This window comes from Butyricicoccus faecihominis, from assembly GCF_014648015.1.
In the GTDB taxonomy this organism is placed as follows: Bacteria; Bacillota; Clostridia; order Oscillospirales; family Butyricicoccaceae; genus Agathobaculum; species Agathobaculum butyriciproducens.
In genome coordinates this window covers 124,144-141,504 of record NZ_BMQH01000006.1, presented here as the reverse complement: position 1 = coordinate 141,504, position 17,361 = coordinate 124,144, and the positions used below count along the sequence as shown (strand labels likewise).

14 protein-coding genes are annotated in these 17,361 nt (G+C 54.4%); 8 read left to right on the top strand and 6 right to left on the bottom strand.

The genetic code is table 11. The features are described from left to right. The first annotated feature begins 55 nt into the window (after nucleotides 1-55). Nucleotides 56-481 (top strand): RrF2 family transcriptional regulator, encoded by a 426-nt coding sequence (locus IEY11_RS07500; protein WP_110436718.1) that lies wholly within the window; start codon nucleotides 56-58, stop codon nucleotides 479-481. Nucleotides 482-646: 165 nt separating this feature from the next. Here the strand turns inward: IEY11_RS07500 and IEY11_RS07495 are convergent, their stop codons facing one another. From IEY11_RS07495 to IEY11_RS07485, 3 genes are all read right to left on the bottom strand, one after another. Then, the gene (locus IEY11_RS07495; RefSeq protein WP_158578340.1) at nucleotides 647-2,065 is read right to left on the bottom strand and encodes a lipopolysaccharide biosynthesis protein; all 1,419 of its coding nucleotides are present in this window, start codon (nucleotides 2,063-2,065) and stop codon (nucleotides 647-649) included. Beyond that, entirely contained in the window at nucleotides 2,062-2,637 is a 576-nt protein-coding gene (locus tag IEY11_RS07490) for a phosphatase PAP2 family protein (RefSeq protein ID WP_118729806.1), read from the bottom strand. Before IEY11_RS07490 ends, IEY11_RS07495 begins: the two co-directional genes overlap by 4 nt. Before the next feature lie 75 nt (nucleotides 2,638-2,712). Beyond that, entirely contained in the window at nucleotides 2,713-3,900 is a 1,188-nt protein-coding gene (locus IEY11_RS07485) for a cation:dicarboxylate symporter family transporter (protein ID WP_188886213.1), read from the bottom strand. 239 nt (nucleotides 3,901-4,139) lie between these two features. Between IEY11_RS07485 and IEY11_RS07480 the strand changes: the two genes are divergently transcribed. The 4 genes from IEY11_RS07480 (at nucleotide 4,140) to IEY11_RS07465 (ending at nucleotide 9,122) form a co-directional block, all read left to right on the top strand. Beyond that, nucleotides 4,140-5,774 (top strand): VanW family protein, encoded by a 1,635-nt coding sequence (locus IEY11_RS07480; protein WP_188886212.1) that lies wholly within the window; start codon nucleotides 4,140-4,142, stop codon nucleotides 5,772-5,774. Between the two features lie 20 nt (nucleotides 5,775-5,794). Further along, nucleotides 5,795-6,727 carry a DUF975 family protein gene (locus IEY11_RS07475; protein WP_158578341.1) on the top strand — a complete coding sequence of 311 codons (933 nt, stop codon included), beginning with the start codon at nucleotides 5,795-5,797 and terminating at the stop codon, nucleotides 6,725-6,727. A 181-nt stretch (nucleotides 6,728-6,908) separates the two neighbouring features. Next, nucleotides 6,909-7,781: a mechanosensitive ion channel family protein gene (locus tag IEY11_RS07470; RefSeq protein WP_188886211.1), complete on the top strand. Its 873-nt coding sequence runs from the start codon at nucleotides 6,909-6,911 to the stop codon at nucleotides 7,779-7,781. A gap of 183 nt (nucleotides 7,782-7,964) precedes the next feature. Continuing rightward, nucleotides 7,965-9,122, top strand: a complete 1,158-nt coding sequence (locus tag IEY11_RS07465; RefSeq protein ID WP_117487949.1) for a Gfo/Idh/MocA family protein — start codon at nucleotides 7,965-7,967, stop codon at nucleotides 9,120-9,122. A gap of 84 nt (nucleotides 9,123-9,206) precedes the next feature. On the opposite strand, the gene IEY11_RS07460 is transcribed toward IEY11_RS07465, so the two are convergent. Both IEY11_RS07460 and IEY11_RS07455 read right to left on the bottom strand, forming a co-directional pair. Next, nucleotides 9,207-10,364 carry a DHHW family protein gene (locus IEY11_RS07460; protein ID WP_118729811.1) on the bottom strand — a complete coding sequence of 386 codons (1,158 nt, stop codon included), beginning with the start codon at nucleotides 10,362-10,364 and terminating at the stop codon, nucleotides 9,207-9,209. Between the two features lie 13 nt (nucleotides 10,365-10,377). Further along, nucleotides 10,378-11,754, bottom strand: a complete 1,377-nt coding sequence (locus IEY11_RS07455; protein WP_118729812.1) for an MBOAT family O-acyltransferase — start codon at nucleotides 11,752-11,754, stop codon at nucleotides 10,378-10,380. Nucleotides 11,755-11,960: 206 nt separating this feature from the next. On the opposite strand from IEY11_RS07455, the gene IEY11_RS07450 reads away from it, so the two are divergent. The 3 genes from IEY11_RS07450 to IEY11_RS07440 all read left to right on the top strand — a co-directional run bounded on the left by IEY11_RS07450 (nucleotide 11,961) and on the right by IEY11_RS07440 (nucleotide 16,427). After that, nucleotides 11,961-13,301 carry an S-layer homology domain-containing protein gene (locus IEY11_RS07450; RefSeq protein ID WP_188886210.1) on the top strand — a complete coding sequence of 447 codons (1,341 nt, stop codon included), beginning with the start codon at nucleotides 11,961-11,963 and terminating at the stop codon, nucleotides 13,299-13,301. A 149-nt stretch (nucleotides 13,302-13,450) separates the two neighbouring features. Beyond that, complete coding sequence (locus IEY11_RS07445; protein WP_188886209.1) at nucleotides 13,451-14,770, top strand: MATE family efflux transporter; 1,320 nt, start codon at nucleotides 13,451-13,453, stop codon at nucleotides 14,768-14,770. An 889-nt stretch (nucleotides 14,771-15,659) separates the two neighbouring features. Continuing rightward, nucleotides 15,660-16,427, top strand: coding sequence for a tRNA threonylcarbamoyladenosine dehydratase (locus IEY11_RS07440; protein ID WP_188886208.1), 768 nt, complete (start codon nucleotides 15,660-15,662; stop codon nucleotides 16,425-16,427). 51 nt (nucleotides 16,428-16,478) lie between these two features. Here IEY11_RS07440 and IEY11_RS07435 read toward each other — a convergent pair whose 3' ends face one another. Continuing rightward, entirely contained in the window at nucleotides 16,479-16,895 is a 417-nt protein-coding gene (locus IEY11_RS07435; RefSeq protein ID WP_188886207.1) for an acyl-CoA thioesterase, read from the bottom strand. Nucleotides 16,896-17,361: the final 466 nt, after the last annotated feature.

Sequence of the window (17,361 nt, the reverse complement as noted above, 5' to 3'; positions counted from 1 at the left end):
GACTTGAATTCATAGTAAACCTGTGGTATATTAGTAAAAAGGGGAATTTGCAACTATGAAGATTTCAACCAAAGGAAGATATGCGCTTCGTCTGATGATCGACTTGGCGCAGCATGACGCAGGCGGCTACATTCCGCTGCGCGATATTTCCAAGCGACAGCAGATTTCGGCCAAGTATCTGGAGCAGATCGTGGTGCAGCTTTCGCGTGCGGGCTTTGTTATCTCGACGCGAGGCGCACAGGGCGGCTACCAGCTGGCGCGGCATCCTTCGGAGTATACCGTGGGCGATATTCTGCGCATTACCGAAGGCTCTCTTGCACCGGTGGCTTGTTTGGAGCATGAGCCAGTGGATTGTCCTCGTGTAGATGAATGCATTACGCTCAGCTTTTGGCGCGGATTGTATGACGCAATCAATAATTATGTTGATTCGGTCACGCTCGAGGATCTTGTCAATAACGGAACGCTTAATTTTTCCATCTAACGCAAAAAGACAGACGATTTTTCGTCTGTCTTTTTTTCGTTCCAAGAGGATAAGAAACCTTGGTATCTATCCTTTGGGGCCATCCAACCGTCCGGACGGCTCCCATTCCGCATTCGGAGCGCAAAAAAAGGGAACACCCCGCAGGTATTCCCTTTGCATATAAGCTTATGCTCGATGCAGCAGCTTTTTGACACTGAGCAGCATCTCGCGGCTGTTGAGTGCCGCAACTGCGCCGAACAGCGCAATCTGCCAGACGAGCCACAGCGGCGGCTCAAACAGCATGAGCATGGACTGCACGGTAAGCAGAATCACGGTCAGCGCCAAGCGCGGCACCTTCCAGCGGACCGGCATGAACCGCCGGCTGTCAATCGCACGGTACAGGAACAGAGCCACATAGCTGATGAGCGTTGCCAGCGCTGCACCGGTGCCCCCCATCCGCGGGATGAGCAGAGCATTCAGACCGATGTTAATAACCGCGGAGAATGCCGTGGACAGGAAGGACGCAACCGTCTTCTTTTCCAGCAGGTACACGCTTTTCTGGAAGCTGGACAGGCAGTTGAAGCCCGCGCCGACCGCCAGAATCGGGATGAACGTCCAGCCGATATAGTAGCTGGGCACGGCGAGAACTGTCATAGCCAGCTTGGCGCACATTACGCCGCCGGACGCGATGATGAACACGATGGACGAGTATGTGTTGCCGACGTTCGAGAAGAACGTGATCTGCTCCTCCTTGGTGTTGTTGTTGACCATGGATATCTGCCATGCATCAACAAAGATGGACGCGACAAGCGCAATCAGTGTTGGCACACGGTAGGCGATCGAGTAGATGGCGCTGACTGCGGTATCCTGCATGGAAGCGAGGAACACCTGATCCGAGAAGCCGATAATATACACGAGAATCGCATCCGGCACGAGCGGCAGCGAGTACGCCAGCATTCCGCGCCACAGGTGTGTGTCCAGACGCTTGAGTTTGACGTACTTCCACAAACCGGCGATAATGAACAGGCAAACAGTGGAAAGTGCGTCCGAGCAGATGATGGAGAACACATAGCCGAGGATGTTCCAGCGGAACACCTTCAGGTAGAGGATGTTCAGCATGATGGTGACGAACGTACGGAAAATGCCGTCGATCGCGTACAGGCGGACGTGACCAAGCGCACGGATGAACTGGCTGCACACGTTCTGCGTGCACGAGGTCAGAACATACAGGTAGATGATCCACTGATACTCAAGCAGTGAGCCGGTAACACCCGCCGAGGTGTTATAGTGGATGAGACTCAGCAGCGGATGGAACGGCAGTGCGATAATAAAGCCGCACAGCACTGTCACGAGCGCAATGGTGAACACGCTTCGCTTGTAATACTTGCGCTCAAGTCCGTAGCGGATGACCGCCTGTCCGATGGACAGCGACACCACCGGGTACAGAATACTGGTGGTCTTGATGATCAGGTCAGCGACACCCATTTCATCCTGCGTCATCATGCCGGTGTAGAAACGCAGCATGAGGATGACGAGAATCTTGGAACTGAACGTGCCTATCGCAAAGATAAAGGTATTGCCGAGAAGGCGTTTGTATTGATTCATTTTTTGCCCTTTCTCAGCCGGAGTGTGTGGCACTGGTCGGTAACGCGGTCGGTCAGCCATGCAGCGATAATGCCGCACAGCACGCCGATGACCGCTCCGGCCAGTACGTCGGTCGGGTAATGGACGCTGGCATACAGCCGCGAAAACGCAATGGCTGCCGCCAGCAGAAAGGCCAGAAAACCGGTTTTATAGTGGAAGAAGTACAGCGCCGAAGCTGCCGCAAACGAGCTGAGCGTGTGTCCGGACGGAAACGACCACGGGTCCTCCGGAACGAGCAGCGCCGTCAGGTCGGTGTGGGTGACAAATGGACGCGGCCGCATGACAAGGTTCTTGAGGAACACGTTGCCAAGCAGAAAGCCGACACCGAGCGCGATCAGCATCGCCGCACCGGCGCGGCGTGTTCGCCGGAAGAACAGCAGCAGTACGGCAAGCGTAATCCAGACAGCACCGTAGCTGCCCAGCAGGGAGAACACCTTCCAGACTGTGTCGGACAGACCACCGCGCCAGTGCTCCGAGATGTACGCGAGAACGCCGTAGTCAACTGAATGCACAATATCGAGCAGAATATCCATTTACCGGAATCGCCGCCTTTCAGGAGATTGGAAGTTGTTTTATGACCGGGGGATGGTCATAAAACAACTTCCCGGTTATTTTTCGGAAGCAGAACGGTCTACCTTGTCCACGATGAGGGCAATCGCCTGGTCGCCGGTGACGTTGGTAGCAGTGCCGAAGCTGTCCTGCGAGAAGTGCAGGGCGATGATAAGCTGCTGCATCGGGTCGGTGAAGCCGAGCATCGAGGTGATCAGGCCGAGTGCCGACATAACGCCGCCGCCCGGTACACCCGGAGCCGCAACCATGGTAACGCCCAGCATGAATACAAACGGAGCAAACATGGCAAAGGTCGGGTTCATGCCGCTTGCAAGCATGATGCCCATCGAGCCGAGTACGAGGCAGATGGTATCGCCGTTGAGGTTGATGGTAGCGCACAGCGGAACGACAAAGTCGGCAACGTCGTTATTTATATTGTTATTATATGCACAGTTCAGCGCAATCGGAATAGTCGATGCAGACGACTGGGTGCCGAGTGCGGTAAAGTACGCCGGAGCGGCGTTCTTCATGCTTTTGAAGTGGTTCTTGCGGCAGACAATGCTTGCCAGACCAAACTGAGACAAGATGTACAGCAGCTGCAGCACAATAATGATAGCATACAGGGAAGCGAACATCTTGACGGTAGCCGCCAGACGGCCCTCGGCTGCGATATTGGCGAACAGACCAGCAATGTGAATCGGGATCAGCGGAATGATGATGCGGCTGAGTACGCCGGTAACGATTTTCTGCAGATCGCGGAAAACGTTCAGCAGGGAATCGCCCTTAAGATTTGCCATGCCGATGCCGATCACGAACGCGAGCACAAGTGCGGTCATAACGCCGAACACCGGGTCAACCGTGATGGAGAACAGCGGCTCGAAGGCGTTGCTCTCGAGTACATCGCCGGTGATGGGCTGAATGAGCCCCGGCAGAACGGCCTTGCCGATGAAGAAGGTCAGCAGGCCGGAAATAACGGTTGTGCCGTAGGCCAGCAGCAGGGTCAGACCGAACAGACGGTTGGCCTTCTTGCCAAGCTCTGCCATGCCGACCGTGATGAACGACAGGATGATCAGCGGGATCATGAATGACAGGAAGGTTGAGAACAGCGAGGTAAAGGTTGCCAGCAGGCGGATGATGGCAACGAAGAACCCAGTGTCCGCGATGCCGAACCACTGTCCGCACATACCGATGAGGATACCGGCGATGATGCCGATAATCAGTCGAATTAACAGTCCTAATTGTTTCACTTGCATTTACTCCTCTTTTTCACAAAAATTTTAGCATACTAATAATACTATAGCAGAAAAGAGCCGTGATAGCAAGTTAAAGCGACAGATTATGACGGCGTATACCGAATTTATCCGAATTTGTGGTTGCTATCATGAATACAGGGCGCTATAATATAAAGGTATACCTGTCGAATAATGGCGGGTGCATCGAGAATCCAAAGCATATTCCAAGCATAGATTAGTTAAGAGGTATACTCATGGCAGATAAAAGCGCAAACAAACCGAAGAAGGGAGCGCATTTGATCAAAAAGCAGGCCAAAAAGCCGGAAAAACCGGCGCAGGTCATCCAGACGGAAGCGAAGCAGCCGAAGAAGAAACGTCGTGTTCCTATCGGTGTAAAGATTGCCGTCGGCGTTGTCATTGCAGCGGCAGCCGGTGCATTCGGCTATGTGTACTGCTACCCGAATGTTTTTCCGGGCGTGACTGTCGGACCAATCGCGGTCGGGGGCATGAACCGCGATGATGCGGCAAACACCATCGAGGACCAGAGTGCGCCACTGTACGAGGGCAAGAATGTCACGGTGACGATTTACGGCTCCAACTATGATATTCCGGTCGATAAGGTGCTGAAAAACGTGGACGGCATCCAGTCCGCCGAGAACGCCTATGAAATAGGCCGCACCGGCAATCCGATCGAGCGCGTGCGCGATATCATCGGCGCAATGCGCGGTCACAGAGAGGCGCAGATTGCAGCAACTGTAGACGAGGAAAGCCTGCGCGGCACGCTCAACGAAATCGCGGACACGGCGCTGACCGAACCGGTCAATCCGACCTGGGAGCTGCAGGACAGCAATCTGATCGTGCATTCCGGCAAGCCGGGCGTCAAGTTTGACACGGATGCGGTAGAGCAGGCGCTGACTGATCAGATCCGCCTGATGGACTTTGAGCCGTATGAGGTCTCGACCGATGTGACAGCCGCTCCGGCGATTGACGTTGACAAGATTGCAGCCGACATTATCGGTGCCCCGGTCAACGCTACCGTCAGCAAGGAGGACGGCAAGACCATCATCGCAGGCAAGGCAGGCGTGTCGTTCGACACCGATAAGGCCAAGGAGATCATTGGCGACGGCTCGCAAGAGACCTACACCATTCCTGTGACGATCACCCAGCCGTCCATCACGGCAGAGGCGCTCAAGGCGAAGCTGTTCCACGATACACTCGCGCGTACGGCGACCAATCTCGATGAGGGCAACGCACCGCGTACGAACAACATCCGTCTGGCGGCTAAAGCCATCAACGGCACTATCCTCAATCCGGGCGACGAGTTTTCCTATAACGGCACGGTTGGCGAGCGCACAGCCGCACGCGGTTATCAGGAGGCGCATGCCTACTCGGGCGGCAAGATTATTGACGAGTTCGGCGGCGGTGTCTGCCAGCCGTCCTCGACGCTGTACATGGCTGTACTGCGTGCCGATTTGAAGGTGACCGAACGGCATAATCATTCGTTTACCGTGTCCTACACACCGCTTGGCGAGGACGCAACCGTGGATTACGGCAATCTGGATTTCCGGTTCGTCAACAATACGGCGTATCCGGTCAAGATTCTTGCCGAGCAGACCGACGGTCAGATGATTATGACCATTGTCGGCACCAAAACGAGCGACAAGACGGTCACGACCCGCACAGAGGTGCTCGAGACCTACAAGCCGGAGACCGTTACAAAGACGGACAGCTCGATGGAGGCAGGCGACAGTCGTGTGGAGACCTCGGGCATCACGGGCTACTCGACCAAGACCTACAAGCAGATTACTGAAAACGGCAAGACGACCGAGGTGCTGGCCAACAGCTCCACCTATTCCAAGCGGGATGAGGTCGTGTACGTCGGTGAATGATAAAGAAAATGGAGAATTTTATGAACAATTTTACAGCTGAGACCCGCAGACAGCTTAAGCGGGAGCAGAAGGCGCGTGTAATGGAAAACCTTGGCCGGTGTATCGGCATCCAGCTGATGTACCTCGTGCCGTATGTGCTGCTGATGGTGATCCTGTACGTTTCCGTGTTCGGCAGAGCGTTCGCGCTCATCGCAGGCGGTGTTTCTGCGAATGATTACCAGTTGATGGCGGCACTCTCGCGTGGACTGAATACGGTATGGTTGTGCATTGCGCTTATGCTGGCGATCACGGGTCCCCTGCAGTTCGGCCTCATGCACTTTTACATCGGCCTCGCACACGGCGAGGATGTAACGGTGGGTACACTCATGTATCCGTTTACCTCGCTGAAAAGTGTCTGGGCGGGCATCCGCATGGTGTTTACGCTGTGGCTGCGCGGCATTATCTGGTCAATCGTGCCGACCGTCATCTATTCGGCAATCGTATTTTCGGTTGCTGTGGCTGTCTCGGATACGGCACAGTATCAGGTGATTGCGGGAGCGCTGCAGGTTGTGTACCTGCTGGTGATGATTCCGATTCGCGTTAAGCTGCAGACTTATAACGCAGGCTGGCTCCTGCTCGCGCAGGATGAGAACCGCAGTGCATGGGCGGCTACGCGTGAGGCTTCATGGGCGTTCCGCGGAAATCTGATGAAGCTGTTTGTGTTCGATCTCAGCTTTACCGGCTGGTATGTACTGATCGCCGTTGTTCTGTGGGGATGTATCCTGCTCGGTACGGTCGGCCTGACTGCGATGAGCACCGGCATGGCGATTGCGGTATTCGCGGCGGCTCTGGTGGCGGCGCTATGCCTGACCGCTGTGCTGAACGGTTTTCTTTCGGCGTATATGGAAAGCTCGTTCGTGCGTGTGTATGAGCATCTGACCGAACCGTCGGCGGAGTTTTATCCGGAAGGGTAAGCATCCTGCCGGGCAACCTGCATTCGTGGAGGTTATGCGGTGATAGCATCAGGAAAACGATAGGATATCATTTATGAACGTGTGAAAAGCCTCGGAGATGTATGCTCCGAGGCTTTTCCTATTGTATCGTACCCGCAGATACGCTATAATAAACCTATCTCCGGAAAGAGAGGGAACCCTGATGTTTGAATGGTTTACAGAATTTATGGAATCGCCGCTGGGAAAGCTGATTTCCACGGGAATACTGGCCGTGGCGGTGCTGCTCCTGACGCTGGCGGCGGCCGGACTGGTCAATCGGCTGATGAAAAAGCTGGTTGATCGTCACCGGAAAACGAACAGCAGTATTGCGACCGTCTTAGGATTTGTGCGCTACATAGCGGTTGCTGCGGTGTACTTTGCGGGCGGCATGGTCATCGTAGGTGCGATTCCGGTGCTGTCGAGTGCGGTGCGTACTCTGCTGGCTACCGGCGGTGTGATTGCGGTGGTTGCCGGTCTTGCTGCACAGGAAGCCCTCGGCAGCGTGGTCAGCGGCATGATGATCCTCGCATTCAAGCCGTTTAAGATGGGCGATGTCGTGCGCTATGTCGATAATGACATCACCGGCTGCGTTGAGGAGATCACGCTGCACCATACTGCGGTCCGCACGTTCGAGAACAAGCGCGTCATCATCCCAAACAGCAAGATGAACAGTGCCATCATCGAGAACGCCGACTATGCGGACAGCAAGGTCTGCGTGTTCCTGACAGTGGGGATTACCTACGAAAGCGACCTCAAAAAAGCCAAAGAGCTGCTCGCCCGCGAGGTGCGGAAGCAGCCGGCCTTCCTCGATATTCGCACCGAGCAGCAGAAAAAGGACGGCGTGCCCGATGTGCCGGTCGTTGTGCTTGAGCTGGCGGATTCCGCAGTTGTCCTGCGTGCATCGCTGTGGGCGAAGGATAACGCCACTGCATTCGCGCTCAAGTGCGCCGTGCTCGAGGGCATTAAGCTCACCTATGACACGGAAGGCATTGATATTGCATATCCGCACATGCAAGTCGTAAAAAGTGAGAAATAAGGAGGCAGAAGTGAGGAGCGGACGATGATTTCCCGTGTTGTCGGGCGGCCGGTGGTCTCCTGCGCAGCGGTAAACCACAACCGAAACTCCTGTCTCCTGCCTGTAAGAAATCGCAAGATACTGTAAGACAACCACCTGCATTCCTTTTATAATATGGTCAAAGAGCAAAGGGAGGAACATAAGATGAAGAAATTACGCGTTGGTGTAATTGGCATTGGCGACATCAGCAATGTTTACCTGAACAATCTGAAAAAGTATGACGCAGTCGAGGTGGTGGCGTGTGCCTCACGCGGACTGGAGAAGGCACAGCGCAAGGCAGCGGAGCACGGTATTCCCAAGGCATACGCCTCCGGTATGGAGCTGATCGCTGACCCGGATATTGACATTATTCTCAATCTGACAACGCCGCAGGCACATTATGAGTATAATCTGGCAGCCTTGAAGGCAGGCAAGCATGTCTACACGGAGAAGCCGCTGGCGATGACGTTTGAGCAGGGCAGGGAGCTTGTTTCGCTTGCCAAGGAGAAGGGACTGCTGATTGGCTGCGCGCCGGACACCTTCCTCGGCGGTCGCTTGCAGAACATCCGCGAGCTCATCGACAGCGGCAGACTGGGCCGCATCACGGGCGGCGGTGCGTGGTTTGTCGGTCACGGGCACGAGTTCCACCATCCGGCTCCGGCATTCTTCTATCAGCCGGGTGCGGGCCCGCTGTACGACATGGGGCCGTACTACGTCACCGCGCTGCTCAGCCTGCTCGGCCCGGTAAAGCGCGTTTGCGCAATGGCCACCAAGGCAGGAGAGACGCGCACCGTGCCGTCCGGCCCGAGCAAGGGACAGGTGCTGCCGGTGGACGTGGATACTCATATCAACGCAATTCTTGAGTTTGTGTGCGGCGCACAGGTGACGCTGACCTGCAGTTTTGACGTCTGGGATTCCGAGCTGCCGCGTATGGAGATTTACGGTACCGAGGGAACCGTTCTCATTGATGAAAAGGATCCGATTTCCGGTCCTAACCTGTTCGGTGGCGATACGCTCATGCGCACGCCCGACCAGTACCGCTGGGCGGATGCCGAGCGCCGTCCGGAGAACGTAAACGCGCCGTGGCCGGTCGTGCCGAACAGCCATCCGTACAATTCGGTCAGCCACGCCGAGAACCCGCGCGGTATCGGTCTGGTGGATCTCGTCTACGCGCTCGAGGAGGGTCGCAAGCCGCGTGCCTCCGGCGAGATGGCGCTGCATTCGCTTGAGGTGATGGAGTGCATCCTCAAGAGTGCACATGAGCACATCTTCTGTGAGCCAACAACTACATTTGAGCAGCCGAAGCCGCTTGATTGGCAGTAATTGAGGTAAAAACCCGAGAAGGATTTTCCGTTCTCAATTACACCGCATGTCTACCTGAAAAAGACACCCCAAGGGGTGTCTTTTTTATTCCGCAAGTCCCATCGTGCCGTTGCCTTGGGTGGTGATGCAGGTCAGATCATCGCGGACATACAGCACGACATCAGGCTGATATTTTGCGATATAGTCGAGGATATTCTCGCCGTCATAGTGACGGTAATCCAGACTGCGCATTTCATCGCACGAGGTATACAGGATACCCTCTAAGGGGTTCGTGAACGAATCGCCGACGACAAGCACGCGCGGCAGACCGGGACGGTTTGTCTTGATAATGGTTTCGCCAATGTCGCCGCCCATGTAGTAATCGTACACGTTGTTGAAATTCTCATTGACCACCGTGCTGGCAACCGGCTTGCCGTTATCTTCTCGCGTAAAGGGTACGGGTGTGCCGAGCGTGAAGCGGTACAGCTTGTCATCCGTGGGGTACTCGCCGAGCAGCTTGCGGGAGCGGGAACCGAGGAACGGCCGCTCAATCTGCTCGATGGTCACATCGGTGGTGACAGGTGCGTCTATGCCGAGCGTCTGCAGGTGCTCCATAGTGCGCAGATAGGTCTCATACGCGCCGTAAAAGTTGTAGTGATGGTCGGTTTTGCTGTAATATTTCTCCGAATCGGTACAGAGATAGTCCGCCATGTTCAGGCAGTCAATGCCGCGCGCATCCAGTCCGGCGAGGAAGTCCGTGCGCATGGAATCATCCGTGTAGGTGCCGGACGTGAGGTATGACGGATATTTGTACCGCAAAGCACTGCTCTGCTCGGGAATGGACAGATAGATGAACTTTGCACCGACAGTCTCACACGCCGCGCTCACCTGCGAGAGCGCATCCAGTACGGTCTGCATATTTTCATGGTCATAATCGGTGCGCGGCTTGCCGTGATAGGGCAGCAGCGTATCGCCTGCGATAACCGTGTTGCTGACGACCGGATTGTGCAGCGCAAGCTCTTTGCGGACGTTCAGCCGCAGCAGCGGAACACGGCAGGCAAAGTGGTCGCTGATATAGGTCTCTACATCGGAGAAAAACGTGCCGTCCAGCACGGTCTCGACGCTCGGCACCGGAAAGACCGCCAGCCTGCGGTTTTCGTAAAACGAGCCTTTTTCCTTCGGACTGAATACGCTGACAGCCGAAAAAACGGCCAGCGTACCGCAGAACAGCACGGTTTTGACAATATGCTTCGCGTTTTTCATGTCTCAGCCCTCCTCAGAAGCGGAAGTAGATAAATGGGTTGTAGCTGCTGGCGAGCAGGCGCATCAGGCACAGTGTGAACAGGACAGCCAGCACCGGAAACTCCAGTACACGCCAGATACGGGTGGACTTGAGACGCGGGAACACCGGTGCGGACAATACAACACCGAACAGCAGGTATGGCCAGAACCGCAGCAGATATTCGATTACGAACCGGTTGAGCGGCACCGCCGAGGTGAACATGCTGCCGAGATACTGCACTGCCAGTCCCATCGAATCGCTGCGGAAGAACACCCAGCCGATGACGATAAAAAACAGCGCATAGACATGCTGCAGCACGGACGGCAGGCGCGTAATCCATCCGGCGAGGAATTTCTTTTCCAGAATGAGCAGCACGCCAAAGTACAGACCCCATGCCATAAACGTCCAGTTGGCACCGTGCCAGAAGCCGGTCAGCGTCCATACGGCAAGCAGATTGAAAATATGCCGTGCGGGCGAGCACCGGTTGCCGCCCAGCGGAATGTACACATAGTCGCGGAACCAGGTGGACAGCGAGATATGCCAGCGGCGCCAGAACTCGGTGACTGACTTGCTGATGTACGGGTAGTTGAAGTTTTCGAGAAACTCGAAGCCGAACATTTTGCCGAGACCGATCGCCATATCCGAGTAGCCGGAGAAATCGAAGTAAATCTGCAGCGTATAGCCAATCGCGCCCATCCACGCACCGGCAGCGGACAGCTCGCTCGGTGCATATTTGAATACGCCGTCCGCAATCTGCGCGAACACATTGGACAGCAGTACCTTTTTGCTGAGCCCGAACAGGAAGCGGCTGATACCCTCGGAAAACTGCGCAAACGAGTGTTTTCGCACGGCAAGCTGCACGTTGACATCGTGGTAGCGTACGATCGGGCCTGCGATAAGCTGCGGGAACATGGAAACGTATAGCGCCAGCGAAAACGGATCGTGCTGCGGCGGAACCTCCCGGCGGTATACGTCAATGACGTAGCTGAGCGCCTGAAAGGTGTAAAACGAGATGCCGATCGGCATGACAATGTCCGGCACCGGAATACCCAGTCCGAACAGGCTGTCCGCCGTGCTGATGAAGAAATTGAGATACTTGAACACGCCCAGCAGGCTCAGATTAGCGATAACGCACAAAATGAGCAGTGGTTTTCTGTATGTACTGCGCATGGACAGGCCGAACAGGTAGTTCATCAGTATCGAAAAAATCAGCATGCCGATCAGCCTTGGCTCTCCGTAGAAATAAAAGAACAGGCTGAATAAAAGCAGCACCGCGTTCCGCACTCGGATAAATTTCTGCGGCACGATATAATAGCAGAACAGCGCCGCCGGCAAAAAGAAAAATAGAAAAATCAGACTGCTGAAAACCATGTAGCAAACATCCCTGTATGGTAAAATTGCTGTCAGAAAGGCAAAACAACCGACAAAAAGCACCTTTAGTTTACCATGTTCTGCGCGGATTTGCAATCATGCATCAGATAGCCGCATCGTTTCTGAATTGTTGTTTACTTTTCCTAAGAACCATGCTATAATAAAGAAAATCTATTGGCTTTTTCAATCAAAAGGAGGAAGATAATATGAAAAAGATGAGAATCGCACTGGCATCCATGCTGGTTGCTGCCGGCATTACGGCAACAGCCGGTGCGGCGAACTTCACAAACTGTGCGGACCGCCTGAAGGACGTGGGACTGTTCCAGGGCACGAATCAGGGTTACCAGCTTGACAAGGCACCTACCCGTGCCGAGGCTTCGGCAATGCTGGTCCGCCTGCTGGGCAAGGAGGCTGAGGCGGAAAAGCTGACCTACACCGCACCGTTTACCGATCTGAAGGGCTGGGAAAAGCCGTATGTGCAGTACCTGTACGATAACGGCCTTGCCAACGGCATGAGTGAGACTGCCTATAACCCGACCGGCAAGTGCTCTGCACAGATGTATACCACGTTCCTGCTGCGCGCACTCGGCTACTCGGATGCCAAGGGCGATTTTACCTATGCCAAAGCACTGGATTTCGGTGAGCAGGTTGGCCTGGTGGACGATGTCAATTGCAGCACCAAGAATTTCCTGCGTGACAACGTAGTTGCAATGAGCCTGACCGCGCTTGATACCGATGTCAAGGGCAGTGACAGCATTCTGCTCGATAAGCTGGTTGCAGACGGTGCGGTTGACAAGACCAAGGCTGCTTCTCTGGGCGCATTTTTCGCAGACGCGGACACATTCAACACCGCTGCGAAGAACACCTCGGCGGAGTCCAAGATGGCTATGGATATGAACATCAAGGCAAGCGTTAAACTCGGCACCACCAAGCTGCTCGATATGTCCATGCCGATGACGGTTAAGACCGATATGAACCTCAAGGAGCTGGATAAGTCCGTGATGGCATTTGGCGGCAAGCTGAACATGACGATCGACCCGTCTTTGGCGAACGGCGGCGATACCAGTATTTCGCAGGATATTAACTATTACTTCACCAATGGCACTTACTACATGGATATGGGTGCACAGGGCAAGTACAAAATGGCGATGTCCTTTGATGATGTGCTGAACGGCATGGAGATTTCTGCTATGAACAGTTCTGTTCCGGTCAGCGCGATTGAGAGCATTACCAAGGGCAACGGCGGTATGACCGTTAAGTATAACATGAACAGTGTCTTCAGTTCCGACCTGTTTGATGAGCTGCTCGGCGGCATGCTGGACGGTGTTTCCATCAAAACCCGCGATATGAATGTTACCGCGAAGGCAGTCAATGGCATGCTTACCGATACCGCGATTTCCGGTACGGTTGATATTACGGCAGAGGGCGAGACCATCAGCGCAACCCTGAACGCAACCGCTAAGGTAACCGCTACCGGCGATGCGGTTAAGATTACGCTGCCGACCGATCTGGACAGCTATGTCGATCTGCCGACCGAGATTAACTGACGGCTTGACAATTCCGCACCTTTTATGATAAACTTATTTCACTAAAATTTGTGTGGATTTTTACAGCATCTCAAGATGTTCTTTTTCGCCGCACGACCGGGATTCCGGCCGTGCGGTTTTTTTATTTGCACAAAAGGGAGGAACCGAACGTGAACCAACGCTTTATGCGGGAAAAACCGATACTGCCGCTGCTGCTCTCAATGGCGTTGCCGATGGTGGTTTCCATGCTGGTGAACTCGCTGTATAACATTATCGACAGCCTGTTTGTTGCAAAAATAGGAGAGGACGCGATAACAGCGCTGTCACTGGTCTATCCGGTACAGAATTTGATAAACGCGCTCGCTATCGGCTTCGGCGTGGGCATTAACGCAGTGATTTCGTATCATCTCGGTGCCGGTGAGATTGATAAGGCAGACGCGGCGGCGACGCGCGGTATTGCATGCTCGATTGTCCACGGCGTAGTGAGCATGATCGTGTGCATCACCGTCATGCCGCGTTTCCTGCGGCTGTTCACGGATTCCGAGCAGGTAGCGGAGATGGGTACGCAGTACGCGTCCATCGCGTTCGCGTTCTCGGTGATTATCATGGTCGGCCTCGCATTCGAGAAGATTTATCAGGCGATGGGTCGCATGCAGGTGACCATGACAGCGCTGCTGTTCGGCTGTGTGACAAATATCGTGCTGGATCCGCTGCTCATCTTCGGTATCGGGCCGTTCCCGCAGCTTGGCATGCGCGGCGCAGCGCTCGCCACCGGCATCGGCCAGCTGGTAACGCTGGCATTCTATCTGGTGATATATCGGCTGCAGCCGGTGTCCGTGCATATCACACGCAAGGGGCTGCACGGTACTCGAGGCATTACGGCACGGCTGTATGCGGTCGGCATTCCGGCGGCACTCAATCTGGCGCTGCCGTCATTGCTCATCTCGTGTCTGAATGCGCTGCTGGCTGAGCTCAGTCAGGCGTATGTGGTCGTGCTCGGCATCTATTACAAATTGCAGACTTTCCTGTATTTGCCTGCGAGCGGCATTATTCAGGGGATGCGTCCGGTGATCGGTTACAACTACGGTGCGGGTGAGCGGGAACGCGTCAGCCGTATTTTTCAGGTAGCGCTTGCGCTGTGTGCGTGCATTATGATGATCGGCACTGTGCTGTGTCTGGCGTTCGCGTCTCCGCTGATGGCACTTTTCACCGAAAATGTCCGGACGGTAGCTATCGGTGCACATGCGCTGCGCATTATCTGTGTGGGATTTCTTGTTTCAGCGGTTTCGGTTACGGCGTCCGGCGCACTGGAAGGACTCGGAAAGGGTACGGCGTCACTCGTGATTTCGCTGTGCCGGTATACCGTAGTCATTCTGCCGATCGCGGTCGTGCTGTGTAGGATTATGGGCGCGAATGGCGTCTGGCATGCGTTCTGGGTGACGGAGTTTATCTCGGCAGGAGTTGCATTGGTCGCTTGGAAGCGAGTGTAACTGCGCTGACGCCGCGCCCGCGCGGTGGGCAAGAGGGTAGACACCTACGGTTTCTACCCTCTTAACTCCCGTTTCCTTTTGTTTCCGAGTCTGGCGCAGACCAGAGATCGGCGACCGCTTCGAAAACAAGGAATGGCAGAGGATTTTTTCTACCGTAGGAGAGCACAGTGTGCTCCCATTTCTTTACCTATTCGCAGTGTCAGATCCCATTCTGCTACACAGGTCGGCGATTCTACGCTGGGTGCGGCATGACAGTGCCGCACAATTTGTTAGCGTGTTATGATAGATAGGGCCTGCGAAGATAAATTGTATCAAACGCTTAATTCGTAGGTGCCGTGCGTTACAACGTGCCAAGGATTTGCGCGACACTGTTATGTCGCGCCTGCGGAGACAAAACCGCCTGTGTAGCAGTATGGTCTCCGACACTGCGAACAGGTTGCTTAAGAGGACGGACTCCGAAGGTAGTTCGTCCGTAGCAGAGAAAAATCCTCTGTCGTTCTTCTATTTCGCAGCGGTCGCTGGTCTCTGATTTGCGCCAGACTAAGAAATAAGGGAAAGGTAGGAGTTCAAAGAGGAAGGGAAACCGCAGGTGTCCCTTCCTTTTTGCCCCCGCGGCGGGTGCCGCGCTCTCCCGCGCTTCGCAGAGCGCAACTCCCCGCTGAGGTTCAGCGAAAAACTTCCCGCCCGTTAGGGGCGAACACGCTTGCGCAGTTCGAGCACCCCGGTCAGTCGGTGCCGAAAAAGAAGCTGCCCGGATAGGGCGAACCCACCTGCGCAGTTCGGCCTCGGTCAATCGGTGCAGGGAAACGGCAGCTTTCCTATTGACACAGTAGGCATTCCCCGCTATACTTATAACTAAGCGAAAAACTGCACGAAAGGGAGAAAAAACTTGCTCAATCAATTTTCGAGAACCGAGCTGCTGCTTGGCAAGCAGGGCATGGAGCGCCTGTACAACGCGCGTGTTGCGGTGTTCGGCATCGGCGGCGTGGGTGGCTACACGGTAGAAGCGTTGGCGCGTTCGGGTGTCGGTACACTTGACCTCATCGACGATGATAAGGTGTGCCTGACCAACATCAATCGCCAGATCATCGCTACCCGCAAGACGGTCGGTCAATACAAGGTAGAGGCCGCCGCCGAGCGTATTCACGATATCAATCCGGACTGCAAGGTCAACATTTACAAAACCTTTTACACGCCTGAGACCGCTCCTCAGTTCGATTTCACCCAATATGACTATGTTGTAGACGCTATCGACACCGTAACCGGCAAACTCGAGCTGATCGAGCAGGCAACCAAGGCCGGTACGCGCATCATCAGCTGCATGGGTGCAGGCAACAAGATTCACGCCGACAAGCTGGAAGTGACGGATATTTATAAGACCTCCGGCTGTCCGCTCGCGCGTGTTATGCGCTATGAGCTGCGCAAGCGCCGCATCCGCAAGCTCAAGGTCGTGTACTCCAAGGAGCCGGCTATGACGCCCATTGACGATATGGCGATCAGCTGCCGCCAGAACTGCATCTGCCCGCCGGGCACTGCCAGAAAATGCACACAGCGCCGACAGGTTCCGGGCAGCACTGCGTTTGTGCCTGCTGTTGCGGGTCTTATCATTGCAGGTGAAGTTGTTCAGGACCTGACCGGCGTGGAGAATAAAGGATAACACAGGCAAAACAAAAAACCGTCATCTCAAATGCAGAGATGACGGTTTTTGTTACTCTTTGACAATATTTGCAGCCAATGCCGCGTCAAACTCCGGCCAGCACCGCTTGAGGATAGCCGGTTTGCCCTCGGCGTTGATAAAGCAATGGCGGCTGTCTCCGGTACAGCGCAGCGTGCCGGTCGCCTTGTCGTAGACATCATAGTGCAGCGTCATGCGTACGCCGTTGTACTGCGTGATAGATGCTTCGATTCGCACGGTTTCGCCGAATTTCGACATGGTTTTGTACTGGCAGGAGACCTCCAGCACCGGACCGCTGTAACCGGCCTCTTCAATGCGGTCGTAGCCGAAGCCGAGCTGCTCGAGCAGATCCACGCGCGCCTCCTCGAACCAGCGGATGTAGTTCGAGTGGTGGACGATGCCCATGCCATCGGTTTCATAGTATTGGACTTTGTGCTCACAGGGGTTCATAAAAACACCTCGTTATTGGAAGAAAGTGAGTTGCGAAGTTTTTGGATTGCAAGTTTATTCTTTGACGTTAAAGAATATTTGGATAGATCATGAAAAGACAATTCATAGGAGCTGTTATAGAAACCACGCTCTGTATAAATTTCTGTTGTAGGTGCTCCTGTTATAAATAATCAAGATTATTGTAGGAAACGGCACAAAGATGCGAACAAAATGAGTCGTTTGCATATATAAAGATCAAGCATTCGTGACTATTGACAGGATCAAACTCGGTTCGATATACACCGAAAGAAAGTCTATTTCGTTGGCAAATATGAGCAAGATGACAATCGAACTGTGCGAGATCGGCAGTCTCTAATATAATTGGGGAAAATGCAGGAGTATCTCGTAGAATTTGCCGCCAATATGGGGATAAACTGATATACCCCAAAACGTCGTGCATGATGCTCTTATAGTATTTCTTTTTTTA

Excerpts from the sequence above, each read along its gene's own strand:
- IEY11_RS07500 (WP_110436718.1), top strand. The coding sequence starts at position 56 with ATGAAGATTTCAACCAAAGGAAGATATGCGCTTCGTCTGATGATCGAC.
- IEY11_RS07495 (WP_158578340.1), bottom strand. The coding sequence starts at position 2,065 with ATGAATCAATACAAACGCCTTCTCGGCAATACCTTTATCTTTGCGATA.
- IEY11_RS07490 (WP_118729806.1), bottom strand. The coding sequence starts at position 2,637 with ATGGATATTCTGCTCGATATTGTGCATTCAGTTGACTACGGCGTTCTC.
- IEY11_RS07480 (WP_188886212.1), top strand. The coding sequence starts at position 4,140 with ATGGCAGATAAAAGCGCAAACAAACCGAAGAAGGGAGCGCATTTGATC.
- IEY11_RS07475 (WP_158578341.1), top strand. The coding sequence starts at position 5,795 with ATGAACAATTTTACAGCTGAGACCCGCAGACAGCTTAAGCGGGAGCAG.
- IEY11_RS07470 (WP_188886211.1), top strand. The coding sequence starts at position 6,909 with ATGTTTGAATGGTTTACAGAATTTATGGAATCGCCGCTGGGAAAGCTG.
- IEY11_RS07465 (WP_117487949.1), top strand. The coding sequence starts at position 7,965 with ATGAAGAAATTACGCGTTGGTGTAATTGGCATTGGCGACATCAGCAAT.
- IEY11_RS07460 (WP_118729811.1), bottom strand. The coding sequence starts at position 10,364 with ATGAAAAACGCGAAGCATATTGTCAAAACCGTGCTGTTCTGCGGTACG.
- IEY11_RS07455 (WP_118729812.1), bottom strand. The coding sequence starts at position 11,754 with ATGGTTTTCAGCAGTCTGATTTTTCTATTTTTCTTTTTGCCGGCGGCG.
- IEY11_RS07450 (WP_188886210.1), top strand. The coding sequence starts at position 11,961 with ATGAAAAAGATGAGAATCGCACTGGCATCCATGCTGGTTGCTGCCGGC.
- IEY11_RS07435 (WP_188886207.1), bottom strand. The coding sequence starts at position 16,895 with ATGAACCCCTGTGAGCACAAAGTCCAATACTATGAAACCGATGGCATG.